A 22,670-nucleotide genomic window follows, 5' to 3' on the forward strand; every position below is an offset into this window, starting at 1 on the left:
GTGGTGATCTGCCCGATGATCCGGTAATTCACTCATTGTTGGCGGTTTTGTATTCAGACGGTCAGTGCAACGGTTTTGCGCGGGGGGGGCGACCTGGCCTGGATACGCTACGCCGATTCATTGGATACGGTTCGAAGCCCGCACTCATCCGCGAATATGTTAGCTCGCGTTGGATCGTGGGATGTGACGAAGTGGAGTACGCGTATAGTGCTCTGCTTGCCATCGGAGCGATAGGTATACGGCCTTGAACCTGATGTCTGGCCACAGAAGCACTTCAGAACAAAGGCTCTTCATTTGGCTTTGGGAACAATAGTTGGAGTTTGGTACAGACGATGAAAACGAGTGCTCAGCTTCGCGTAGACAATCACTACGTGCCCCAGCTCTATCTGAAGCAATGGGCGAAGAATGGGAAGATCCCCACCTATCGGCTCTTAGTGCCGAAAAATGAGGCTCCTCTATGGAAGGACCATTCCCTTCGAGGCATAGCCTATCACCAGCACTTGTACACATACGTGGCCGGTCAAGAGGAGACAGATGAGCTTGAGCATTGGCTGAGCAAGGAGTTCGAGGATCCAGCACAAGAAGCTATTCGCCTTGTGGTCAATGACGAACGAATGTCTCCAGAGCATTGGAGGAGATTGATTCGATTTGCGGTTGCGCAAGATGTCCGCACGCCAGCGAGCCTGCGCGCTTTTCTTGCTAGACACCGCGACTCGATGCAAGGGCTTTTGAATCAGACGGTGGAGTCGTCCGTCAGATACCTGGAAGCCGCAGTCAAAGCCGGAATCAAGTTGCCGGAGCGGGCGCCAGATCGGGAGCCTAGGGAGTCCTTCCCGGTCAAAATCTCAATTGTTCGAAACCCGGAAGGAGATGGCTCTATCGAAACGAGGACTGTCCTAGGGCGGCGTTTGTGGCTGTGGAGCGTGCGGCATGTGTTGACGGAAACCATCACAAAGATTACCAATCAACGATGGACAATTGTGCATGCCCCCGCGGGCGTATCGTGGCCGACCTCAGATAACCCTCTAATTAGACTCAACTACCGTGATCCGGCCAGTTATAGCTTTGGCGGAGGGTGGGGCGTCGACAACGTCGATATCCTGATGCCTATCAGCCCGACACACCTGCTCCATAATTGCATAGGCCGGAGAAGCTGGCCTAGAGGTACGGTGCTCGACCAGGCGACCGCACAGTTTCTACGAAAGGTCATCATTGAGCATGCAGACCGTTACGTGTTCGACATAAGCAAGAGTGACGTGCAGAAGATTCGCGGGAGAACTGTGAATTTGGCGGCCTACAACGAGGAGCGGGCTATTTGGCAAAACTGGGGTAAGGAACAAGGTGCAGCTGAGGCAGAGCTATTCTAGTTTTGCTGCCTGGCGGCCGCCTTTTGGACGCGGGGGCGACTAATGCTGCGATCTCAGTCGCGCGGCCGTTTTGACGACGATTGCTTCAGCCGAAATTCTAGTTAGGTTGTGATTCTTCAAGAGAGATCGTATACAACCAAGTGGCCACGTTTTGGGATCGTTGTATGACGAAACCATTGAACCCTATCGAACTGACGGAGTTGCGCCGCAGAGCCGAGAATGCGGTGGCCTAACATCGCTTGGCCGGATTTGAGCAGGACGCCCGCACAATTGCGGACCTGTACCGAGTGGCGGATGGTGCGCTGTTGTTCGAAGAATTGACCGAAGACCTTTAGCGGTGGGGGCGCTCTGGAGAGCTTTCGGACAATGCGAGGCCGCTTAAAGAGGTGTTAGGCGGTCGTTTTACCACCAGGTTCATATAGCTGTGCAAGTGGCCCACCTCACCCGCACCGAGTCGTGCTGGGTGAGCCAACGATTGATGCCGGGATCGATCCAGTCAAGGACCTCCAGAATAGTGGCGTGTAACTCCTCCACGGTAGGATTCACCCATAGCAGCGGTTCGTGGTGCATGACCCGATTGCGAAGGTCCCGAATGCGGTTTACCGCCGCGCTAATCGGTGCGCGCTGACGCTTTCTCTTAGGACAGGTGGGAAATGCCCACATGAGACTCCTCCATAGCGTGGGCCCATGCTGAACGTTGAATAGCCGTGTCCAAGATCCGAAGGTCAGCTCGGCGACGATCTTGTCAGTCGTGGCGCCCTCCTTGCGCCTTGAGATCTTGGTGCGTGCTTCGCTCACGGCCAGGCGCAGCCAGTCGAATTCGGGCGCGGGGAGGGCAGTCCACCAGTCTGGCTGTCCGATGGACCTGGACAGGCTGTGGTGAATGGCATTCCGGAGGGCAATTTCTACCGTCTGGAGAGCGGGCATCAATGCCTGGGCCAGCAGGACGTTCTGGTCATAGGCGACGCCAGCGCGCCCCGCGTCCCCGGCATATTTGTTCAGGTAGCGCCCCATCCGGGGAACGGAGAACACCGTCTCTCGCAGTTGCCATTCCATCGGTATGCTGATCTCCGTCTTGAAGGCCGCGCCCCCTTTGCGCGTCCCCATTTAATTTGTCACATCATAGGTATCATACGTGAGATGCGCGGTGAGCCGGCATACCGCTCGTCGTCGGGAGCGTGCAAAAATGACCACCGAAAAAGATGCCCGAAACGTGCTTCGAAACCGAATCCCGAAATTTGGCTCGAAATCTGGGTTGAATTGGGCGATCAAAAACGGTACACTGGTTTCGCTGCCCTAGAAATGCCACTCCCAGATGTGAATGCTGGTGATGCAACTAGGTCCGAACGATGGCCCCACTTCGGTGGGGCCTCCCTATTTGGGCGCTCGATCCATGATTTCGATTGCTCCGCTGGCTACTAGCGCCGCTGCTGCTGCTTGAGCGCACGCGTGTTGGCCCCCAGCTCCCATAAAACAGAAGGGCCGCATTTAGCGGCGCCTTTTTCTAAGCCATAGTTGGGCTGGGACACGTCTGGCTGGCGACGCGTTTGCGTTAGGGAGGGGCCAAAGGCATAAGCACGAATGCCCGAATCGTTGAGCTTAGGTAATTCTAGATTTGACTATTGCACTGGGCGGAGGCACTGGCGTGTGTCAACTGTTCGGCGCCAGCGACGGCGAAACAGCGGAGTTCCAAACTGAGTGGCGTTTTCTCCGAAAAATTCCAAATTCAATGACGCCTTGGTTCCAAACTCAATGATGGAGTTTTGATAAGTGTCTGATTATTAAAGAATTCTAGTTCCATGTCAGCAGAACTTCGACACCAAAGTTAGACGAGCAGCCGGCAAGCACGGCGACAAGGGACGGGCGTGCAAACACGGGGAGGGAAACAGCCCCAGTACGCTGTGATAGCAGCCATAATCAATTCAACCTGGCCTCGAGTGAAGGCAGGAGTTCAGGTTTGGCTCCCACATAAACCGGTAGCGGGTGGGCCGTAGCGTACTCAGTGCGGAATATCTCAATGATGACACCGGAAACGCCAGGCGACGACGCGGTACGGACCCGCAGCCAGGGGCCACTGCCCCAGGGCTTTCGGGCTGGATTGATTACGGCCATCACGGTATTGCTGGGGTTTTCGCTGGGTTTCCTGCGCTACTGGGGCTTCGACGCGCCGGGCGATTGGAGCGCGCTGTCCGTGCTGCCCGGCGTGTCCCTGTTGCTGGCCAGCCTGCTGCAGATAATTGCTCTCTACCGCGCCTTGCGTCTGGAGGATGAAGCCGAGAATGAATACCGGAAAACCGTGCGGTGGTTCATTACGTCGGCGATGCTGCTGTTGCTGGGTGTGACAGCGGCGTTGTGGGAGGTAGCGTGATACGCCGCCCGTGCCGCTGGAAAATTAGGGTAATCCGGGATTCTTTAAGCCTAAACTTTTATGAAGAATGAGCGGCAGACGCAGGACCGCCGCCGCATGAGGCATCGGGGCGGTTCTCCGTGGTGCGGCATGTGACGCACCGGACGCGGGATCGCGGGGTGAGCCCCCAAAAGGAGAATCGCATGCTGTTGCGTAGACGTTGCCTGGCCATGATGATGCTGGCGCTGACTGGCTGGGCCACGGGCAGTCATGCGCAAACACCATCTCAGGCCTGGCCCGTCAAGCCCGTGCGCCTGGTCGTGGGGCTGGCGCCCGGAGGGCTGGTCGACGTGCTGGCACGCACGGTGCAGCCGCACTTGGCCGAAGCATTGAAGCAGACCGTTATCGTGGAGAATCGGGGCGGTGCGGGCGGCAACTTGGCGGGCGCCGAGGTTGTGCGCAACGGTGGAGACAACCATACCTTCCTGCTCAATCCATCGACGACCGAATCGGTCAATCCACTGATGTTCGCCAGCATGCCGTTCGATCCGCAGCGGGACCTGCGGCCGGTTGCCTTGCTGGCCAATAGCCAGTTGTTCCTGTTTGTCCGGTCCTCGCTTGGCGTCGATACGCTCGAAGAGTTCGTGGCATACGCGCGCAAGCAGCCCGCTCCTCTCAATTACGGTTCGGCCGGAAACGGCACGACGCCGCATCTGGCCGGCGAGCTGCTCAAGCAGGCTACTGGCATGCAGGCTACCCATGCGCCTTATCGCGGCGTGGCGCCGGCGATACAAGACCTGGCAGCGGGCCAGATCGACTTCGCGTTTGGACCCGCCACGGTCTTTCCCATGGTGCAAGCGGGCAAACTGAAGGTACTTGCGGTGGCAAGCCGGCAACGCGCTGCCGTGGCGCCCGACATACGAACCTTTTCCGAGGTCGGCATCGACGGTGTTTTCGCAGACAGCCTGTTTGGCGTGTATGCCGCCGCTGGCACCCGCGATGACGTGGTCGATCGCATGAACGCCGAAATCAATAAAGTGCTTGCGAGGCCGGAGATCCAGGCGCGCTTTCTCGATGCGGGCGCCGAGGCGCTACCGCTGCGTGTGGCGGACTATGCCGCGCGCGTGCAGGACGAAAAGAAATTGTTCGCCCCGTTGATGAAGTCGTTGGGGCTGAAGGAACAGTAGATAGAACAACGATAAACGCTCTGCCTGCGCAGCTCATTCGACTCTACGGCTTCATCCTTCCTCGCGCGAGGCAATCTCCGCGGCAAGCTCGGAAAGCGATACCGCGCCCAAGCGTTGCAGCAAGGCATGCTCGCCTTCGCGCAGGGAATCCGCCACCAATTGGTTCGCGGCTCGTTCCACGGGGCAGGCAGGATTGTCGTCGGCTGGCCCGATGGTAAAGACCGTGCCATGGGCGATGGCTTCATGGACATCGCGCGCGGTGATGGTTTCCAGTCCCCTGGCCAGTACCCAGCCGCCGTTGCGCCCGCCCGTGGAGGTCACCATGCCGGCGGTACGCAGCGCCGCCATGGATCGGCGCACCACCACCTCATTCGTATGCAGCATCTGGGCCAGCGTTCCAGAAGTGGTCGTGCCGCCGCGCAAATGCATGTGGATCAAGACGTGCAGCAGACGGGCAAGGCGGGTGTCATTGGCCATGGGATCAATTACCGTAACTACAGGTGTTACGGTATTATAGCTGCACCGGATACTTTTTGAGAGCTTGCCCGATGATTGACCTTGAAACACGCGATGTGGCCGTCAACGGCATCACGCTCAATGTCACGGCCCAGGGCGAAGGTCCACTCGTCGTGCTGTGCCATGGCTTTCCCGAGACCGCTTATGCCTGGCGCCATCAGCTGCCCGCCCTGGCCCGTGCGGGATTCCGCGCCGTGGCCCCGGATTTGCGCGGTTATGGCGCCAGCGACAGTCCGGCGGATGTGGCGGCGTTCACAACATTGGATGTCATCGGCGACCTGGTCGCGCTTATCGAAAGCGAGGGGGCCGATGATGCGGTGATCGCGGGGGGCGATTGGGGCGCCAGCATCGCATGGCAGGCAGCCCAACTGCGTCCGGACCGTTTTCGGGCCGTCGTCGCCCTGGGCGTTCCCATGATGCGCAGAGCGCCGGTTGCACCCAGCCGCCTCTTCCCCAGAACCGAGTCCGCTGCGTTTTACACGCATTACTTCAACGAGCCGGGAGTTGCTGAAGAGGAGTTCGAGCGCGACATCAGCGCGACCCTGCGCGCCATCTACTTCGCGGCATCGGGCGACGCCGGGCCGCGTGACGACCCCGCCACGCCCAATCCGTTTGGCATGGTAGCCGCTGGCCGTGGCCTGCTCGATTCGCTGCCTGTCCCCCAGACGTTGCCGGCCTGGCTTACTCCATCGGATCTGGCGACCTTTGTCCAAAGCTACACCGCCAGCGGTTTTCGTGGCGGCCTCAACTATTACCGGAATCTGGACCGCAATTGGGCGCTGCAGGGGGCCTTTGAGGGAAAGACGGTGGATGTGCCTGCGCTTTATCTCGTAGGGGAAAGGGATACGGGCCTGGCGATTCCCGGCATGGACCAGATCATCGCGGCCATGCCGGCCCTAGTTCCCCAACTGCGCGCTGCTGAAGTCATTCCCGGCGCGGGGCATTGGTTGCAACAGGAAGCCCCCGAGGCAGTCAACAAGGCGCTCGTCGATTTCCTGAGGAGCCTTTGACCGTGCGAAGAAGCCATACTGCAATATCGCGTTGAAACTGCGCCAGCTAAAATCCCGCATGCGCGCTGACGGCTGTCACGGATAGACAACCTCGACGCATTGCTTTTCACCGTCGCCCCGCGCGACCACCGCAGCTCACCTTCGAAGCACAGATGAAAAATACGCTGATGGCCACGCACCTGCGCCTGGTCGGCATGGCCGCGCTCTGGGGCGCGTCGTGGTCCTGGGGCAAGGTCGTCGCCCAGGCCATGGCTCCATTGGCCGCGGCCAGCCTGCGGTTCCTGTTCGCCAGCGTGGTGCTGGTTCTGTGGATGCATCGCGCCTCGGCGCTGCGTGGCCTGAAGTCCCTGACGCGCAACCAATGGCTTGGCCTGGCCGCCGCCGCGTTGGCGGGCGTCTTTGGCTACTCCAGCTTCTTCATGTTGAGCCTGCAGCTGGTGCCGGCCGGCAAGGCCGCGATCGTGGTGACGCTGAATCCAGGCGCGACGCTGTTGCTGGCGGCGATCCTGTTCCGCGAACATCTCAATCCAGCCATCCTGGCCGGCATGGTTCTTTCGGCCATCGGTGCGTATATCGCCATCGGCGGCGGGGTTTCACAAGCAGCCGTCGGCTCCGGCGTAGGCATCGGCGAACTGCTGCTGCTCGGTTGCGTGGCCTGCTGGGTGGCCTACACCCTGATCGGCCGGCTGGTGCTCAAAGGCGTGGACGCCCTGACCACCACCACGGTGACCACCGTGATTGGCGCGCTGATGCTGCTGCTCACCAGTCTGATCGTGGAAGGCGTTCCCGCCTGGCAGAAGCTGGGGCAGGCGCCGGCCAGCGCCTGGGGCAGCCTGCTGGCTTTGGCGTTCGGGGCGACCGCGATCGCCTACGCCTGGTACTTCGAAGGCGTGAAGGCGCTGGGCGCCGGCGCGGCGTCGGGCTACATCACGCTGGTGCCCGTCTTCGGCGTGCTGTTCTCCAGCCTTTGGCTGGGCGAAGCCACGCCCGCGAATCTGTTCATCGGCGCCGCCCTTGCGATCTCGGGCATGGCCATCATGCACGTCGGCCGGCGTCGCGCCGAGGCGCGACAGCGCCGATAGGCGGACCTTACATGCAGCCCTATACCCACGACAACATGCCGGCCCAGGAGACTTGGCTGGACTGCGCGACCGCCGACGGAGGCCGGCTGCGCGTGGTGCTGCTCGCAGCCGATCCGCAGGCGGCGGCGCCGCTGCTGGCGCGGGCCCGCTCGATCGCTCAAGAGCTGGCGACGCACCGCGACGCCGCGTTGCAATTCCTCTGGCAGGCGGGACGCGACACCGGCGACCCCGAAGATCCCCCTGTGACGTTCCTGGAACACTTCACGCAATCCGACCTGATCGTCGCGGCCGACGGGGGCTACGTGCTGCACCTGGCGCCGCGCGACGCGACCTGGTTCATGGATGGCTATTGGCCGGCCGTACGCTTCGCGGCGGATGACCGGCCTGCGGACTGGATCTGCGAATCCTGATCCGAGCCACCGTATCCAAAGCGGCCTCTTGGCGCTTGGAGGCAATGCCGCGTCAGGTTCCGCACAGGCGCATGATTACACTCTGATCGTGACACGTGCGTCATTCACGGAGAAGTCGACATGCAATTGGCTCAAACATGACTAGCAACGACGGGATTCAGGTCTCGGTCTATACCCGCTGGCACCAGTTGTCGGTGCCGTTGGCCTTCGCCCTGGCGGCGGGCAGCTTCATGCTGGTGGTGTTCAACCGTGGGCCGATTGTTCTGGCGGTTGTGCTGGCGGTGCTGGGGTTGCTGGCGCCGCCGCTGGTGGCGTTCAAGGGCTTTCCCACACGCAATACCGTCAAGGTGACGTCCGAAGGGCTGGAGTTTTCGCGCCGCTCTGCCGTCGCCTTCGCCCAATTGTCCCGCTGGGGCACCGACGATTATCTCAAGCTGGTCCGTCCCGGCCTGCCGACGTTGCTGGTCAGTGCAGTGGACCGGCCCACACGTGAACGTCTGTTGCGCGAGTTTGAGCAGGCCTTGGCGGCGTGGCATACGCGCCAGCCCGCCGGTACGCAGGCGGCGCGCCGCACACATTTCTATGGTTCCACGGCAGGACGCCTGGTGGGCCTGTTGATCATCGTGCTGGGGGCGGGTGTGGCGGTGATGGCGCTGAGCTTGCGCGAACCGTCGATGTCGCTGGCTATCGTTGGCGGGCTGGGAGCGCTGTTCGGATTGACGATGCTGTTTGGCCGGCGGGGCTGAACGGTCATGGCGGCCAGGCAGGTCGAGGTGTGTGCGCAGGTCGTGGAAGCGCTTGCCGCCGCAATCAAAGATATAGTGGTGCGCTTTCAAGGCTCCCGCTTTCGCGGCGAACCAGGACTTTTCTTAGCTTCAGGATGCTTGCATGACCATGACCGCCGAACAGTTTCATCAACGCATGTGGGAAATCCTGGATCCCGTGGACACCGAGCATTTCGAGGTCGTGGCCGCGCCCGCGCCCGATGCGGAGGCGATCGCCGGGCTGGAAGCCGCTGTAGGCTTCCCGCTGCCTTCGGCGTTTGCGGCCTTCTGCCAGCGTACCAACGGCCTGTGCGTGATGGCGCGCGAGGAAGTCTGGCCGCATGCGAAGGAATTCGAAGTCGGCCCCGCCTGGACTTTCTGGCGCGGCCTGGTGCTGTTGGGCATCGATGCGCCGGAGTTGCCCGAATGGGCCAGCATCTCGGCGCAGCAGCGCCAGCTTGCCGAGGCCGGTTTGCCCGGCATCCTGCCCGTGCTGAAGGTCGTGGGTGACGGCAGCCGGATCTGGGGCGTGGATCAGGCGGGGACGGTCGTGGCGATCGATGACCTGACCGATGTGGAGCCGCTGGCCGGCGACCTCACCGACCTCTACGCCGAGCAGATAGCCGATCTGCTGCAGCGCCAGCAGGATATGGCGCGGCGGCTGGCCGAACGCGCGGCGCGCAAGCAGCGCAAGCTGCCGGGTTAGCATGAGCGCAATGCTGCAAGTCACGGAAGAACCCCTGGCCGATGAGGACATCGTGCTGCTGCGCCGTGGCCGTCGCGGCAGATTCCTGACGGCCGTGTTCGCGGGGCTGATGTTCCTGCTGCTGGCGAGCAGCGCGATCATGTTCGTCGTGCTTGGCGCGTCCGATCGCAGCCTGCGCCGCGGCGCTGACGGCGTGGTGATCCTGTTGTGCACAGTGGCGATGACTTGCTTCGCGGTCTTTCTTGGACGCAGGTTGCTGCGCCTGCCGCAAGCCTGGCGCCGCTTCAATCGGGTGTTGAAGGGGCGTGTACCCAAGCAGATCGTTTCCGGGCACCTGACCGGTTTTGGTCCGGCCGGGAGTCCCGGCATCTGCTACGTCTTCGGCGAACAGCGCGTGGACGTAGCTCTGCCGTTTTGGAACGAGATCGCCAGGGACACTCGAGAAGGTTTCCGGCCTGTGACGGCCGTGGCGCTGACGGACCTACCCGTGCGCCTGCACTTGCTGACGGTGGACCCCGACGCGCCACCCGTGCTGTTGCTGGCCGAGTACCCGATGAGCGCGCAGGCCTGGAATTCGGTCGAGGAAGTCAGCAATGCCGACCGCGACGCCGTGCGCAAGGAAGAATTGAGCCTGCGCAAGTTCTTCTACGTGCTCGCCCTGGCCCCGCTGGTCGGCAGCCTGTTCCTGGGGCCCTTGATCCTGCTGGCCGCATTCTTCGTTCTCACGGGATTCGTGCTGGGCATGCGCAGCCCCAGGCTGAAGCGGGCCCGCTACAAGCACGGGGTACGCGGCTTGGTCGAGGAAGTCGTGACCTATCGCGTGCGCGCGTCCAACTCGAACATTTCCACGCTGGTTCACAACTATCGCATCGGGGGCGTGATGTACCGGGTCGAGCATTTAGGGCAAGCTGCCGCGCCGGGCCAGCGCGTTGCCTTCGAGTATCTCGACGGAACGGGCATCATGGGGCCGAGCGCCTTGTTCTTTCGAATCGAAGACGAGCCGGTCATGACGCTATGAGCGCGGCGCGCTGCCCGCCGCATTGAACCCTGCCGGGATCTCTGCGGGCGGCGCGGGCCGAGCCGGCGACTTCATGCCTGTGCGCAACACGCTTGAGTGCTTGCGTTGTCGCCAGGCGCGTGGCGGCCATGCCCGGCCTCGGCCGGCGCCATGCCCGCAACCGTGCAGTTCCGTCCTCGTCGCTTCGCCTCGTAAAGCAGGTCGTCTGCCCGTTTCAACGCGCTGGCGAAAGGTTCTCCTGCCTGCACGACGGTCACTCCCATGCTTGCGGTGAAGCAGGAATCTGGAACCTGTGGCGTCCAGCGCTGCGCCACGAAACTGGCACGGATCTCTTCGGCGATTGCGGTGGCGCTTTCCAGGCTTGCCGTGGGCAGCAGCAGCAGGAATTCTTCTCCTCCCAGCCGGGCCGCATGGATGCGGGTGTCCGCTATCGGCCTGAGCAGGGCGCCGAATCGGGCAAGCACCATGTCGCCAAACGCGTGGCCGAAGACATCGTTGATGCGCTTGAAGTTGTCGATATCGGCCATGATCAGCGCGGTCGGCGTTGCCGCATCCGAGAATGCGCGCCCGGAGGCAAGCAGACTATCGAGTCCTTGGCGGTTCAGCAGGCCCGTCAAGGCGTCGGTATGGGCGTGGCGACGGTACTTCTCTATGGCGTCGTAGCTCGTCGCGATGAAGACCGCGAAGGTCAGGACTATGCTCCCGAGCAGTCCGGTGTATTGGATCAGGATGCCCCAGACCGACGTTCTCCATTCGCCTGTTGAGAGCGGCGGAATCGGGGCGGCAATGTACAGGATGCACTGGCCCGTCAACACGAGGGAGATGAAGAGGAACGCGGCGGTGAGCACCCTGTCCGACGTGGTCACGGCATGCCTGGCGAAGGACAGCGTGGCCCGCCAGGTCACGAGCGCGCAACAGGCTTGCACGAAGAACGTTTCCAGCTTCGCACTGGCAAACAGCACTACCGAGACAACTACCATCGCCGTCGAGGCAAGCAGGACCGCAGCATCGAAGTAGGGGGGAACCTGGCTGCGCCTGCGGCTCTGGAGGGCGCGACAGGCGAGGATGACGCCGCCCAGAATGAAAGCGTCCTCGACGACCTGTTTATATGGGGAAAGTGCGCTGGCCTGCACCAGCATGATGGCGTAGCCTGCGCCCAGGCTGGCCAGGGCGCAGCCCCACCGGAGCGTATTGAAGCCGATGAAGCGTGCAGCACAGAGTCCGATGGCGCACATCAGGATCGCTGCAGGCACGGACCATTCAAGAAGGGTTGCGGGCATGGACAGGCGAATGCGTGGAACGGTACACAGTCGAGCGCATGCTCGGCCGACACAATTTGCATGGAAAAAGATTACAGTGTGTTGCAATGTATCGCCAGGACTCAACAGTCAAGGATTGTCAAGCGATGCGGCCAGCTTCGCCGGGAAGGGAAAGCCGGTATCTGCCGGACGTTGAACAGCTGGCGAGAGACGCGGCGGCTGTCAGCTGGCCGACAGGCGGGCGCGAGGGGCGCCAGCTACACTTCCGGCATCCCGCGCCAATGTCCGCCGGACCGGTCCCGTGCCCTGTGGCAAGGCGGCGGACAGGCGGCCGGTCTCCCATTCTCCCGCCATGTCGCAACCCGATTCGTTCAATCTGAAGCAGATCGCCGTGCCGGCGTTCGGCCCGTCGCTACTCTATGGCATCAGCAACGGCGCCATTCTTCCCGTGATCGCGCTCACCGCCCGCGATCAAGGAGCGTCGATAGCCACCGCCGGCCTGATAGCCGCCCTCATCGGGGTTGGCTCGCTGCTTTCCAATATTCCGTCCGCGCTGATCACCCATCGCTTCGGCGAGAAGCGCGCCATGGCTGGCGCGGCGGTGTTGAGCGTGGTCGGCCTGCTGCTCGTGATTGGCGTGCCCAACCTCTGGGTGCTGGCGTTGGCCATGCTGATGCAAGGGTGCGCGCAGTCGGTGTTTCAGCTGGCGCGCCAGAGCTACATGATCGAGGTCGTGCCGCTGGCGTACAGGGCGCGCGCCCTGTCCACGCTCGGCGGTACGACGCGGATCGGTACTTTCTTCGGCCCGTTCGCGGGTGCGGCCCTGATTCATTTCGTGGGGCTGGATGGCGCCTATTGGATTGCCATCTGCGCCATGCTCGGCGCAGGACTCATCGCCATCAAGGCGCCTGACATCGAGCCTTCGGCGGGCGCGAGCGCGGGCGCGCCGCGCGCACGCATGGGCGAGGTTGCGCGCGACCATCGCGGCGTGTACGCCACGCTCGGCGTGGGCGTGATGCTGATCAGCGCGCTGCGCGCGTCGCGCCAGGTGGTGATTCCCCTGTGGGCAGACCACCTGGGCCTCGACGCCGCCACCACTTCGCTCATCTACGGGCTGGTCGCCGCAGTCGATATGTCGGTGTTCTATCCGGCGGGCAAAGTGATGGACCAGTGCGGCCGCTTGTGGGTGGCATTGCCTTGCACGCTGCTGATGGGGCTGAGCCTGATGGCGATCCCGCTTACCGACGGGGTGGCGAGCTTCATCCTGGTGTCGGCGCTGCTGGGCTTCGGCAACGGCATCGGATCGGGCATCGTCATGACGTTGGGCGCCGACGCCGCCCCAGCGGGCGCGCGCACGCAGTTCCTCGGCATCTGGCGTTTCATGGCCGACCTTGGCTCAAGCGGCGGACCCGTGGCGCTGTCGGTGCTGACCGCCCTGGTGTCGCTCGGCGGCGCATCGTTCGGTGTCGGCACGCTGGGGCTGGTGGCGGCCGGCGTGTTCTGGCGCTGGCTGCCGCGCCGCGCGCAGGCTTGAGGGCCTTGCTCCTGGGCTCGCACGGGTCATGGGAGCCGCGCGCGTCTCCGTAGGGAAACGGAAGATACGGTGTCGGATTGAGCTTTCGCGCCGCAATTTGTAGTCTGGCATCATATTTTTTGCGGAATGGCCGCCCCGGAGGCGCTGATGCCGACTCTCTCCTATGCAATCCTCGAAGCCCCTTCCACGCTAGGCTTGGCGACCGACGGTGTGGAATGCCTGCCTGATCAGCTCCTGGCCTACGGCCTTGCTGAGCGCATCCATGCACGCCGCGCCGGGCGACTTGCCGTGCCTCCCAAGAATCCGACGCCGGATCCCGAGACCGGCACCCTGAACGCCAAGGCCATTGCGGCGTGGTCGCCCAAGCTTGCCGACGCGGTGGGCGCGCTGCTTGATGCGGGCGAGTTTCCGGTGCTGCTAGGCGGCGATTGCACAATCCTGCTGGGTTCCATGCTCGCGTTGCGCAGGCGCGGCCGTTACGGTCTGCTCTTCATCGACGGCAACGCGGACTTTTTCCAACCGGAGGCGGAACCCAACGGCGAAGGCGCTTCGATGGATCTTGCCTTCGTCACCGGCCATGGTCCGCCGTTATTGGCCGACATCGAAGGGCGCGGGCCGTTGGTCCGCCCTGAAGACGCCGTTGCGTTCGCGTATCGCGATCATGAGGACCAGGAAGAGTACGGCAGCCAGCCGCTCCCTGAAGCGCTCAAGACGCTTGATCTCCCCGCAGTACGTTCGATGGGCATCGAGGCTGCTGCGCGGCAGGCAGTCGATCATCTGACGCGAGCAGAGCTGGATGGTTTCTTTATCCACCTCGACGCAGACTGTCTTGACGACGCCATCATGCCGGCCGTCGATTTCCGCGTGCCTGGCGGCTTGTCGTGGGAAGAGCTGACGGCCGCGCTGCGGATTGCCCTGTCGAGCGGCAAGGCCGTTGGCCTTGAGATCACTATCTACAATCCGCGTCTTGATGAAGATGGCAGGGCCGGGCGTGGCCTGGCCGATTTGCTGGCCGCAGCCCTCGGAACGGCTGCGTCATCGGTGTAATCGTGGTGTCCGGCGGCACGCAGTCGCATCGAGTTTGCGTGCGGCTGCGGAATGCCTTTGATCAGCGCACCGCGAACCAGTCTCCCTCCAGGCTGCCGTTCATGCCGCAGAACGGCGGACCGAAGCCGTCTTTCTCGACCCCGGCGGGCGGCGTTTCTCGCACCACCAGCACAGCGCCGCGGCGCGTCAGGTCCAGCGTCCACGGCGGCCCGTCCTGATAGGTGACGATGATGCTGTCGCCTACGGCGACAGCCTTGCCGCTCAGATCGCAGACCCAGCGGCCGTTGTAGGGCTGGGCCGAATTGGCGGCCACGAGCAGTTGGCCGTCGGCGCCGCGGGTGATTTCAATTTCACCTTCGACGTTCTTCCACTTGCCGACAAAGCCGGCAGGCGGCTGCGGATCGATGGACTTCAGAAAATTCAGGCGGTAGCGCATGCTGGTGCCGATCTCCTTGACCGGCGTGCTGCCCGAAAAGGGCTCGGCATAGATATTGTCCCGCACGCCCAGGAAATAACGTTGGTCGGCGGTCAGTGATTTGACTGCCTCGGCGTCGAGCTTGCCGCGTACCGCCTTGTACTGCTGCGCGATGGCCGCGTCCTGGTCGGCCAGCGCCGGGTGGGCGCAAATGGCTTTTTCGACCGGAGTCGCGGCCTTGGCGCAGTTGAAAGAGGGGGCTGCCACGGCGCTGCCTGCCACGGCCAACGATGCTGCAAGGACCAGATGACGGATCATCTTGTGTAGCTCTCCAGGGTTATATAAGCGTTCGATGGGCCTGTCGGCGCCGAGAGGACTGCGCAGTTTACCGGCGGGGACTGTGCTTGGGGATGCCGGGATGGCCTTGTCGCTTCTGCCAAGCGCGCCCGCGCTGGCGACTTCCAAACCGAGGCCGCAGAATTTTGCGTTGGGATGTCAATCAAAAAAATATAAGCCTTTGATTCTTATTGAATTGCGTGCCAATTCGAGCGGATTCTGGCTGCGGACTCCTGATTTCTTGGCGAACGGTGCTTTCTTAAATATATAATTCATCTGATAAGCATTCGCATTTAGACATCGGAACGATGAATTGTGGCCAAGAAAACTCAGTTGACTATCTCGCTGTGCGTCCAGTGCTTTAGCCCGGCAGTCGCGCTGTCCTTGATTCTTCCCGCCAGCGCCGCCGCCCAGAACGCGGCGCAAACCACGACGCTGCAGCCCGTCACCGTGACCGCGGGTTCGGTCTCGGAGGAAGACTTGCCCGCGCCCTATGCCGGCGGGCAGGTGGCGCAGGGCGCGCGCCTGGGCCTGATGGGCAATCAGGACGTGATGGATACGCCATTCAACGTCACCAGCTATACCTCCGAGCTGATCCAGAACCAGCAGGCGCGCACGTTGGCGGACGTGATGGCCAACGATCCTTCCGTGCGGTTCACGACGTCGAGCGGACACGCCTACGAGAATTTCCGCATCCGCGGTTTCGACGTCAACCAGAACGACGTGGCGATCAACGGCATGTATGGCCTGGCGCCCATGGGGCGCACGCCGCTGGAGTTCGTCGAGCGGGTGGAGGTGCTGAAAGGCCCGAACGCCTTGTTCAGCGGCATGGCGCCCAGCGGCGCGGTGGGCGGCACGATCAACCTGGTGCCCAAGCGGGCGGAAGACACGCCCAATGCCACCTTCGGCGTGAACTGGCAGGCCGACGGCCAGCTGGGCACGACCATCGATGCCGGCCGCCGTTTCGGCTCCGCCAATGAATGGGGCGCGCGCGTCAACGGTTCCTTCAGCGACGGCGCCACCACGCTGGACGGCCAATCCAGAAAACGCGAGTTCCTGTCCGCCGGCCTGGACTATCGCGGCAGCGCCCTGAGCGCGTCGATAGACGCCTACCATAGCCAGGAGTCGTTTTCGGGCGGCACGCCGGCCATGTTCTGGTTCGGCGGTTCGGTCGTGCCCGAAGCGCCCGATCCTCGCATCAACCAGTTCAGCACCGGCTATGGCAGCATCCAGAGCAACGCCGTCATGGCGCGGGCTGAATACCGCTTCAATGACAGCGTATCGGCCTTTGCCGGTGTGGGCAGGCGCGACAGCCATCAATCGGGCCTGATCAATGGCACCCACGCGCGGCAGATCGACGCCAATGGCAATTTCACCGGCTCCATCATCGGCCAGCGCGCCTACACGGATGCCACCTCGGCCGAGGGCGGGCTGCGCACGCGGTTCAACACGGGCAGCGTACGGCACGAGCTGGTGCTCCAGGCTTCCTTGCTGAAGCTGGAGGACGGGTCGGCCACCGGGCCGGCATCGACTTTCAAGTCGAATATCTACGACCCGATCACGCCGGTCATGCCTGCGGTGCCGGGCAGCGCGCCCAAGACGGCGGAGAACACGCTGTCCAGCCTGGCGCTGGTGGATACCATGTCCTTCTTCGACGACAAGCTGCTCCTGACCGGCGGCCTGCGCAACCAGCGCGTGAAGACGACGAACTTCGACAAGACCGGCAAGACGACGGCCCGCTATGACGAGGACGCCGTGACACCGGCTGTCGCCATCGTCGTCAAACCTTGGGGACCGGACGTCTCGCTGTATGCCAACTACGTGCAGGGCCTGAGCAAGGGCGATAGCGTCACGGACACCAGCGCCAGCAACTATGGCCAGGTGTTCGCGCCCTACAAGACCAAGCAGCAGGAGCTGGGCGTCAAGTGGAATGCCGGCACTTTCACCAATACCCTGGCATTCTTCCAGATAGACAAACCCATGCTGGTGACGGAGGGCTCTACGGCCAAGCCCACGTATGCGGACGGCGGCGAGAAGCGTGTCCGCGGCGTGGAGTGGAATACCTTCGGCGAGTTGGCTGCGGGCGTGCGCGTGCTGGGCGGCGTCACTTACACGCAAGGCACGCAGGTCAAGACCTCGTATGGCCGCTATGACGGCAATACCGCGGTGGGCGCGCCGCGCTGGCAGGCCAATGCCGGGCTGGAATGGGACACGCCGTGGGTGCCCGGCGTGACGCTGAGCGCGCGCGTGCAGGCGACTTCGAGCCAGTACGCGGATGCGGCCAACAAACTGCAGATCCCGGGCTGGGGCCAACTGGACCTGGGCGCCCGCTACGCCACGCAGATCAACGGCCGGGACGTCGTGTACCGGCTGAATGTCAACAACGTGTTCGACAAGCACTATTACGCCGGCAGTTTCAGCGACACGACGCCTATCGTGACGCTGGGGCCGGCGCGCACCGTAACCGCCTCCGCCAGCATCAGTTTCTGAATGCGGGATGTTTTGCCGGTCCCTGTTCCGGACAGTCGATTCGGAGCAGGGATTGGCAGGCAGGTCTCGGGCATTTCATCCTGGGGTGACCATGGAAGTCCTGATTCTTTCCAGCCTGGCGAGCCTGTTCCTGGGCAGCTTCTGTATCTATCGCGCTTCGCCCAACCAGCGATGGGGCGCCACGTCCTGGCCGGTCCTGCCCGCCCGCGTCGCTGGCATTCTGCTGCTCGCGCTGGGCGGCTGGGGTTGCCTGCGCGCATTCTCTGCCGTCGCGGCCGTGTTCGTTTTCTGCACCGCCTTGATGTTGTTCTTCAGCCTCATGCCGTACCTGGGCGTACTGGCGGGCCTGCGCGGTAGCGATACGCATGAAGCCCGTTAAGCCCGCGCCGATCCGGCGCGACTGGATATCGAAGAGCCTGGCGGGCGCATTGCTCGGCTTCGCGCTGGCCATGGGCGCCAGCGCAACGCTGGCCGCATTGACTGCCGGCATTCCGTTGGCGACGCGTTCGCAGCTGGCCATGTGGCTGGTGCCGCCCGTCTGGCTCGGCGTCGCGAGTACCGTCTACTTTTTCGCCAGCGGCCTGCGCGCGTGGATCTGGCTGGGCGGAGCCTGCGTGCTGCTCTATGGCGGACTGCTTGTCGTCAAGGCGATCTGAAGGGAGTCCGCGATCATGAGAGCCGACTACATACGCATCTACAAATCCGTCCATACCTGGACGGGCATCCTGACCGGCATGGCGCTGTTCATCGCCTTCTACGCCGGTGCGCTGACCGTATTCAAAGAGCCGCTGACCCGTTGGGCTACGCCGCCCGCGGCCGTCGCGCCCGTGCCGCTGGAAGAAGCGCCCGACCTTATCGCCAGAACCCTGCAAGCGCGGCCGGATGTGGCCAAGGGGTTCAGCATCCATCTGCAGGACGCCGAGCACGTGCCGGCCCGTATGTCCTGGGAAGTCCGTGACGGGCAGGCCGACGATCACGATGAATCGTCGATCCGCCACCATGTCGCCTATCTGGATGCGCGCGGCGAGCTGCGGTTGGAGGAGGCCGCGCCCAGCGGGCTGATGCCGTTCATCGATGTGCTTCACCGCGTGGTGGGCCTGCCTGTCGACAGCGATCCCAACCGCTGGTTCATGGGCATCGTCGCATCGCTCTATGCAATTGCCCTGGTGTCGGGAGTGATCGTGCTGCTGCCGTCGCTGGTCAAGGACTTTTTCGCGTTGCGGGTCGGGAAGAACCTGAAGCGCATGTGGCTGGATGCGCATAACGTGGTGGGCATTGTTTCGCTGCCATTTCACATCGTCATGGCGCTGAGTTCCGTCGTGTTCGCGTTCCACGACGGAATCTACGATCTGCAGGACAAGCTCATGTACGAAGGCAAGCTGGAATCCGTCTTCCAGCGGTCCGGCGGCGGCGCGCCGGCTGGAGAGGTCCGGAATCCTGCAGACATGCTGACGCCGGCGGAACTGCTGGCCCAGGCGCGCGCCCTCGCCCCGGGCTTCGAGCCTTATGGGTTGCAGTATCAACAGGTCACCAGCCCGCGCGCCATCGTACGCGTCTGGGGCAAGGACGACAGTGCGGTATCGCCGCGGGCGCGAGGCGGCTTCGTGGCGCTCGATCCCTACAGCGGGAAGGTGCTCAACCGCGATTATCTGCCGGGCGGACAGGACGCGCCCAACCTCTGGGTCAGCAGTTTCTTCGCGCTGCACATGGCTTCCTTCGGCGGCGCGGCAGTGCAGTGGCTTTATTTCCTGCTTGGACTGGCGGGCGCATGGCTGTTCTATAGCGGCAACCTGCTGTGGATAGAAACCCGCCGCAAGCGCGCCAACCGGCAGACGGGCGAGATTCCCGTGCAGCGCTTGGACACGCGGCTGATGGCGTCGGCGACAGTGGGCGTCTGCCTGGGATGCGTGTGTGGCATTTCGTTGATGATGGTCGCGTCCAAAGGGTTGAGCGGGCACGTCGGCGATCTGAATGCCTGGCTGCGGGCGCTGTACTACATGGCGTTCTTCGCCAGCCTGGCCTGGGCCTTCCTGCGCGGAGGCGCGGCGGCAGGGGTGCATCTGCTATGGGTCGCGGCAGCATTGACGCTGGCGATACCCGCGGCCTCGCTCGTGGGCGGGCTGTTTCCTGCCTCCGGGCTTTGGGCGCACACGTCGGCCGCGGCGCTGGCAGTGGACGCGACGGCCCTGGCGGCAGGGCTGGGATTTGCCTGGATGGCAAAGGCCAGCGCGCGCAGGATCGGACGGGGCGACGCGGACAGCGTATGGGCGCCCAGAAGGCTCGCCGCGCGCGAGGGATAGCGGACCGCCGCGAACGGGCCGTGAACAAACGAATGGATGAACATGCGTAAAAAGAACAGATTGGAATGGCGGGATTGGATGTCGTCGGCTGCGCTGGCGGTGTCGATGATAGGCGTGGCGCCGGGCATGGCCGCGGCGCAGTCCAGGCAGGGCGCCGTCACACCCGAGGCCCATGTGGACGAACGAATTTCGCTACAGAAGGGAGAGTTCCTCGCGGGCACCTGGGCCGCCGAATCCGGCGTGACCCTGGATCTTCTGGACAGCGCCGGGCAGCACGTACGCCGGCTGAGCGACGGCGAAAAGCCGGCCGGAGCCCTGATGCTGGTGGCGCCGGAGGATGGCCTCTACACCGTTCGCGCGCAGGGCCAGGGCCTGTTCCGCTGGGCCGTGACGGAACGCCTGCCCCTTGCGGAACAACGTGCGCCCGCGGCGGCGCTCGACAGCCCGCGCCTGACCGCGCTGGCGGCGACGCTGGCCGCGGGCGGCACGACGGATGCCTTTTGGGATGAGGTGGCGCAGCAAGGCACGCCGCTGGTCGAGGCCGTGGACGCCGGGCATGACCGCGTCACATTCCTGTGGCGCGGCGCCGAACGCAATGTGCGCCTGTTCGGCGGGCCGTCGTCGGACCATGCTCAGTTGGCGCGGCTGGGCAACTCCGATGTCTGGCATGCCAGCTTCGTCGTCCCCAGGTCCACGCGCCTGTCATATCGCCTGGCGCCCGATGTGCCCGAGCTTCCGGGCTCCGGCATGGCGCGGCGCCGCGCGATCCTGGCCACGGCGCAGGCCGATCCGCACAATCCCAAGGCATACCCGGTGCGCGGCGTCGACGCGTACCAGACCTATTCCATGCTGGAACTGGCGGACGCGCCGCAGCAGCCCTGGGTCGAGCCCCGCGCGGGCGTGCGGCAGGGAACGGTGGAGACCATGGAGCTGCGCAGCGATCTCATGCGCAACACGCGCAAGATCCACCTGTACCGTCCTGCTGGCTGGCAGTCTGGCGCAGCGGACAATCACGTGCTGGTGCTGTTCGACGCCGGCGCCTATCTGGGCCGCGTGCCCACGCCCACCATTCTGGACAACATGATCGCCGCCGGCGTCATTCCTCCGACGGCGGCGCTGCTCATCGACAACCCTACGGCGGAATCCCGCAGCCAGGAATTGCCGCCCAACCCGGACTTTGCGGACTTCCTGGCGAAAGAGCTGATGCCGTGGGCGCGCAAGCAAGGCATCAGCGCGCCTGCCGCGCGCACCGTCATCGGCGGTTCCAGCTACGGCGGATTGGCGTCGGCCTATGCGGCGTTGCGCCACCCCGAAGTGTTCGGCAACGTGCTCAGCCAATCAGGTTCCTATTGGTGGTCGCCGGCGGGCGAGGAGGACCAGTGGCTGACGCGGCAATTCGTCGCGGTGCGCAAGCTGCCGGTGCGCTTCTTCCTTGGCGCCGGCCTGTTCGAGTCCGGACGCGGCGGCCAGCCGGGCATCCTGGAGACCAACCGGCATCTGCGGGATGTGCTGCGTGCCAAGGGCTATCTGGTGACGCACCGCGAGGTGGCGGGCGGACATGATTACCTGGTCTGGCGCGGGACCTTGTCGGATGGCCTGCTGGATCTGATCGGCACTGGCAAGCAGGGGGGCGGATAAGCCCGGCTTGAAAGCTGGCAGGCCTGCTCAGGAGGCGTCTTCGGACGCCTCGCCGTGCTCATCCCACCAGTCGCCCAGCGCATCCAGCAGCGGCACCAGCGTCTTTCCCGATGGCGTGAGCGCGTACTCCACGCGCCGCGGATAGCCATCGAAATCGGTGCGCTGGACGATCCCGGCCAACTCCAGCTTGCGCAGCTCCAGCGTCAGCATCCGATGCGAGATGGTCGGATTGTCGCGGCGCAGATCGCTGAAACGCTTGGTGCCTTCCTTGAGGTAATAGACCAGCAGCGTCGGCCATCTGCCGCTCAGTATCTGCATGACTTCCTCGATGGGGCAACGCGAAACCAGGTCTTTCATGGGCGGGTCATGGTGACAAAAATGTGCGTAATTTACTTAGCCTAGCAGATCCGTAGAATTCAATCCGCTGCGCAGCGTGACCCTCATCTACGGAGAAAGAAATCTTGGAACCCATTCTTGTTTATGGCTTTCCGCTGGGAAGTTCCATGGGGCTCGTCGCTGCGCTGGAGTGGCTGGGCAAACCCTATCGCCTGTGCCGCGTGGACATGCTGAGCGAAATGCGTCTGCCCTCCTATGCGCGGATCAACGCGCGCCACGAGACGCCTGCATTCGTCAGCGAACAGGGCGCGGTTTTCACGGAAACCATGGCGATTGCGCGCTGGATCGAAAACCGTGATGACGAGCGCAGGATCAGCTTTGACCCGCTGTCGCCGGAATCCGACCGCATGCACCAGTTCATGGCTTTTCTGAACACTGGTTTCACCGCCGCCTTCACCCCGCATTGGGTCGCCCTGGAAATGGATCCGCCTGATCCGGCCTTGCAGAAAACGCTGCGGGAGTGGGGGGCGCAACGCGTCATAGAACGCCATGACAAGCTCGAAGCGATGCTGGGCGAGACTCCGTTCCTGATGGGCGATCGTCCGACTCTGGCGGACGCCGTGCTGGTGGGCGTTGCGCGCTGGCTGGATTTCCATGAGGTCGCTGCCCAGTCCCGCTGGCCCAGGCTGGCGGCGCTGCGGCAGCGGCTGGAAAGCGACCCGGCGGTCAAATATGCGATCTCGTTGGAAGAGGGCGCAAGCCCCGGTTATCCGGGACTGTGCCAGGGCCATGTGCCGCTGGAAACGCTGATCGCGACGTATGGAAAGTAGACGGCCGGCCCCATCCGGCGCACGGGCGGCAATGCCCCGCCGCTGTCCGTGCGCCGTCCTCGGGTCTTTGCCCCAGTA

22 protein-coding genes are annotated in these 22,670 nt (G+C 63.5%); 17 read left to right on the forward strand and 5 right to left on the reverse strand.

The window, feature by feature from the left end:
* The first annotated feature begins 332 nt into the window (after nt 1–332).
* Nucleotides 333–1,367 (forward strand): DUF4238 domain-containing protein, encoded by a 1,035-nt coding sequence (locus tag AC1RHV_RS17835; protein ID WP_291379418.1) that lies wholly within the window; start codon nt 333–335, stop codon nt 1,365–1,367.
* 414 nt (nt 1,368–1,781) lie between these two features.
* Here AC1RHV_RS17835 and AC1RHV_RS17840 read toward each other — a convergent pair whose 3' ends face one another.
* A complete protein-coding gene (locus AC1RHV_RS17840) occupies nt 1,782–2,423 on the reverse strand; it encodes a hypothetical protein (RefSeq protein WP_492301534.1) in 642 nt (213 codons plus the stop codon).
* A gap of 961 nt (nt 2,424–3,384) precedes the next feature.
* Between AC1RHV_RS17840 and AC1RHV_RS17845 the strand changes: the two genes are divergently transcribed.
* Both AC1RHV_RS17845 and AC1RHV_RS17850 read left to right on the forward strand, forming a co-directional pair.
* Entirely contained in the window at nt 3,385–3,735 is a 351-nt protein-coding gene (locus AC1RHV_RS17845) for a hypothetical protein (RefSeq protein WP_119452007.1), read from the forward strand.
* 182 nt (nt 3,736–3,917) lie between these two features.
* Nucleotides 3,918–4,901, forward strand: coding sequence for a Bug family tripartite tricarboxylate transporter substrate binding protein (locus AC1RHV_RS17850; protein ID WP_492301536.1), 984 nt, complete (start codon nt 3,918–3,920; stop codon nt 4,899–4,901).
* 51 nt (nt 4,902–4,952) lie between these two features.
* On the opposite strand, the gene AC1RHV_RS17855 is transcribed toward AC1RHV_RS17850, so the two are convergent.
* Nucleotides 4,953–5,378 carry an RrF2 family transcriptional regulator gene (locus AC1RHV_RS17855; RefSeq protein ID WP_054451902.1) on the reverse strand — a complete coding sequence of 142 codons (426 nt, stop codon included), beginning with the start codon at nt 5,376–5,378 and terminating at the stop codon, nt 4,953–4,955.
* Between the two features lie 71 nt (nt 5,379–5,449).
* On the opposite strand from AC1RHV_RS17855, the gene AC1RHV_RS17860 reads away from it, so the two are divergent.
* The 6 genes from AC1RHV_RS17860 to AC1RHV_RS17885 all read left to right on the forward strand — a co-directional run bounded on the left by AC1RHV_RS17860 (nt 5,450) and on the right by AC1RHV_RS17885 (nt 10,407).
* Nucleotides 5,450–6,427 carry an alpha/beta fold hydrolase gene (locus AC1RHV_RS17860; RefSeq protein ID WP_492301538.1) on the forward strand — a complete coding sequence of 326 codons (978 nt, stop codon included), beginning with the start codon at nt 5,450–5,452 and terminating at the stop codon, nt 6,425–6,427.
* A 152-nt stretch (nt 6,428–6,579) separates the two neighbouring features.
* Entirely contained in the window at nt 6,580–7,509 is a 930-nt protein-coding gene (locus tag AC1RHV_RS17865) for a DMT family transporter (RefSeq protein ID WP_492301540.1), read from the forward strand.
* Nucleotides 7,510–7,520: 11 nt separating this feature from the next.
* Nucleotides 7,521–7,919: a hypothetical protein gene (locus AC1RHV_RS17870; RefSeq protein ID WP_492301542.1), complete on the forward strand. Its 399-nt coding sequence runs from the start codon at nt 7,521–7,523 to the stop codon at nt 7,917–7,919.
* Between the two features lie 137 nt (nt 7,920–8,056).
* Nucleotides 8,057–8,665: a hypothetical protein gene (locus AC1RHV_RS17875; RefSeq protein WP_125472460.1), complete on the forward strand. Its 609-nt coding sequence runs from the start codon at nt 8,057–8,059 to the stop codon at nt 8,663–8,665.
* A gap of 142 nt (nt 8,666–8,807) precedes the next feature.
* The gene (locus AC1RHV_RS17880) at nt 8,808–9,389 is read left to right on the forward strand and encodes an SMI1/KNR4 family protein (protein WP_119452014.1); all 582 of its coding nucleotides are present in this window, start codon (nt 8,808–8,810) and stop codon (nt 9,387–9,389) included.
* A 10-nt stretch (nt 9,390–9,399) separates the two neighbouring features.
* A complete protein-coding gene (locus tag AC1RHV_RS17885; protein WP_460360752.1) occupies nt 9,400–10,407 on the forward strand; it encodes a hypothetical protein in 1,008 nt (335 codons plus the stop codon).
* Nucleotides 10,408–10,478: 71 nt separating this feature from the next.
* Here AC1RHV_RS17885 and AC1RHV_RS17890 read toward each other — a convergent pair whose 3' ends face one another.
* Nucleotides 10,479–11,687, reverse strand: a complete 1,209-nt coding sequence (locus AC1RHV_RS17890) for a GGDEF domain-containing protein (protein WP_492301545.1) — start codon at nt 11,685–11,687, stop codon at nt 10,479–10,481.
* A gap of 331 nt (nt 11,688–12,018) precedes the next feature.
* Between AC1RHV_RS17890 and AC1RHV_RS17895 the strand changes: the two genes are divergently transcribed.
* Nucleotides 12,019–13,200: an MFS transporter gene (locus AC1RHV_RS17895; protein WP_460360754.1), complete on the forward strand. Its 1,182-nt coding sequence runs from the start codon at nt 12,019–12,021 to the stop codon at nt 13,198–13,200.
* Nucleotides 13,201–13,347: 147 nt separating this feature from the next.
* Nucleotides 13,348–14,247, forward strand: coding sequence for an arginase family protein (locus AC1RHV_RS17900; RefSeq protein WP_306652389.1), 900 nt, complete (start codon nt 13,348–13,350; stop codon nt 14,245–14,247).
* A 61-nt stretch (nt 14,248–14,308) separates the two neighbouring features.
* On the opposite strand, the gene AC1RHV_RS17905 is transcribed toward AC1RHV_RS17900, so the two are convergent.
* Nucleotides 14,309–14,980, reverse strand: a complete 672-nt coding sequence (locus AC1RHV_RS17905; RefSeq protein WP_175160400.1) for a lysozyme inhibitor LprI family protein — start codon at nt 14,978–14,980, stop codon at nt 14,309–14,311.
* A gap of 333 nt (nt 14,981–15,313) precedes the next feature.
* On the opposite strand from AC1RHV_RS17905, the gene AC1RHV_RS17910 reads away from it, so the two are divergent.
* From AC1RHV_RS17910 to fes, 5 genes are all read left to right on the forward strand, one after another.
* Nucleotides 15,314–17,488, forward strand: a complete 2,175-nt coding sequence (locus AC1RHV_RS17910) for a TonB-dependent receptor (protein ID WP_175180635.1) — start codon at nt 15,314–15,316, stop codon at nt 17,486–17,488.
* A gap of 91 nt (nt 17,489–17,579) precedes the next feature.
* Nucleotides 17,580–17,867 (forward strand): hypothetical protein, encoded by a 288-nt coding sequence (locus AC1RHV_RS17915; RefSeq protein WP_175180636.1) that lies wholly within the window; start codon nt 17,580–17,582, stop codon nt 17,865–17,867.
* On the forward strand, nt 17,854–18,144 hold the full coding sequence (locus AC1RHV_RS17920; RefSeq protein WP_054451890.1) for a hypothetical protein: 291 nt from the start codon (nt 17,854–17,856) through the stop codon (nt 18,142–18,144). The genes AC1RHV_RS17915 and AC1RHV_RS17920 overlap by 14 nt, the downstream gene beginning before the upstream one ends.
* 15 nt (nt 18,145–18,159) lie before the next feature.
* Nucleotides 18,160–19,788: a PepSY-associated TM helix domain-containing protein gene (locus tag AC1RHV_RS17925; protein WP_492301548.1), complete on the forward strand. Its 1,629-nt coding sequence runs from the start codon at nt 18,160–18,162 to the stop codon at nt 19,786–19,788.
* Between the two features lie 42 nt (nt 19,789–19,830).
* Nucleotides 19,831–21,426, forward strand: coding sequence for an enterochelin esterase (gene fes / locus AC1RHV_RS17930; RefSeq protein WP_346547355.1), 1,596 nt, complete (start codon nt 19,831–19,833; stop codon nt 21,424–21,426).
* Between the two features lie 27 nt (nt 21,427–21,453).
* Here fes and AC1RHV_RS17935 read toward each other — a convergent pair whose 3' ends face one another.
* Nucleotides 21,454–21,783 carry a winged helix-turn-helix transcriptional regulator gene (locus AC1RHV_RS17935; RefSeq protein ID WP_054451887.1) on the reverse strand — a complete coding sequence of 110 codons (330 nt, stop codon included), beginning with the start codon at nt 21,781–21,783 and terminating at the stop codon, nt 21,454–21,456.
* A 104-nt stretch (nt 21,784–21,887) separates the two neighbouring features.
* Here AC1RHV_RS17935 and AC1RHV_RS17940 point away from each other — a divergent pair, with 104 nt between their 5' ends.
* Nucleotides 21,888–22,592, forward strand: a complete 705-nt coding sequence (locus tag AC1RHV_RS17940; RefSeq protein WP_054451886.1) for a glutathione S-transferase family protein — start codon at nt 21,888–21,890, stop codon at nt 22,590–22,592.
* Nucleotides 22,593–22,670 lie beyond the last annotated feature (78 nt).

The organism is Achromobacter sp. GW823-FHT04E03 (assembly GCF_058796095.1).

Excerpts from the sequence above, each read along its gene's own strand:
- AC1RHV_RS17845 (WP_119452007.1), top strand. The coding sequence starts at position 3,385 with ATGATGACACCGGAAACGCCAGGCGACGACGCGGTACGGACCCGCAGC.
- fes (WP_346547355.1), top strand. The coding sequence starts at position 19,831 with ATGCGTAAAAAGAACAGATTGGAATGGCGGGATTGGATGTCGTCGGCT.
- AC1RHV_RS17895 (WP_460360754.1), top strand. The coding sequence starts at position 12,019 with ATGTCGCAACCCGATTCGTTCAATCTGAAGCAGATCGCCGTGCCGGCG.
- AC1RHV_RS17890 (WP_492301545.1), bottom strand. The coding sequence starts at position 11,687 with ATGCCCGCAACCCTTCTTGAATGGTCCGTGCCTGCAGCGATCCTGATG.
- AC1RHV_RS17905 (WP_175160400.1), bottom strand. The coding sequence starts at position 14,980 with ATGATCCGTCATCTGGTCCTTGCAGCATCGTTGGCCGTGGCAGGCAGC.
- AC1RHV_RS17880 (WP_119452014.1), top strand. The coding sequence starts at position 8,808 with ATGACCATGACCGCCGAACAGTTTCATCAACGCATGTGGGAAATCCTG.
- AC1RHV_RS17850 (WP_492301536.1), top strand. The coding sequence starts at position 3,918 with ATGCTGTTGCGTAGACGTTGCCTGGCCATGATGATGCTGGCGCTGACT.
- AC1RHV_RS17860 (WP_492301538.1), top strand. The coding sequence starts at position 5,450 with ATGATTGACCTTGAAACACGCGATGTGGCCGTCAACGGCATCACGCTC.
- AC1RHV_RS17920 (WP_054451890.1), top strand. The coding sequence starts at position 17,854 with ATGAAGCCCGTTAAGCCCGCGCCGATCCGGCGCGACTGGATATCGAAG.
- AC1RHV_RS17865 (WP_492301540.1), top strand. The coding sequence starts at position 6,580 with ATGAAAAATACGCTGATGGCCACGCACCTGCGCCTGGTCGGCATGGCC.
- AC1RHV_RS17875 (WP_125472460.1), top strand. The coding sequence starts at position 8,057 with ATGACTAGCAACGACGGGATTCAGGTCTCGGTCTATACCCGCTGGCAC.
- AC1RHV_RS17840 (WP_492301534.1), bottom strand. The coding sequence starts at position 2,423 with ATGGAATGGCAACTGCGAGAGACGGTGTTCTCCGTTCCCCGGATGGGG.
- AC1RHV_RS17915 (WP_175180636.1), top strand. The coding sequence starts at position 17,580 with ATGGAAGTCCTGATTCTTTCCAGCCTGGCGAGCCTGTTCCTGGGCAGC.
- AC1RHV_RS17835 (WP_291379418.1), top strand. The coding sequence starts at position 333 with ATGAAAACGAGTGCTCAGCTTCGCGTAGACAATCACTACGTGCCCCAG.
- AC1RHV_RS17885 (WP_460360752.1), top strand. The coding sequence starts at position 9,400 with ATGCTGCAAGTCACGGAAGAACCCCTGGCCGATGAGGACATCGTGCTG.
- AC1RHV_RS17870 (WP_492301542.1), top strand. The coding sequence starts at position 7,521 with ATGCAGCCCTATACCCACGACAACATGCCGGCCCAGGAGACTTGGCTG.
- AC1RHV_RS17935 (WP_054451887.1), bottom strand. The coding sequence starts at position 21,783 with ATGAAAGACCTGGTTTCGCGTTGCCCCATCGAGGAAGTCATGCAGATA.
- AC1RHV_RS17900 (WP_306652389.1), top strand. The coding sequence starts at position 13,348 with ATGCCGACTCTCTCCTATGCAATCCTCGAAGCCCCTTCCACGCTAGGC.
- AC1RHV_RS17855 (WP_054451902.1), bottom strand. The coding sequence starts at position 5,378 with ATGGCCAATGACACCCGCCTTGCCCGTCTGCTGCACGTCTTGATCCAC.
- AC1RHV_RS17925 (WP_492301548.1), top strand. The coding sequence starts at position 18,160 with ATGAGAGCCGACTACATACGCATCTACAAATCCGTCCATACCTGGACG.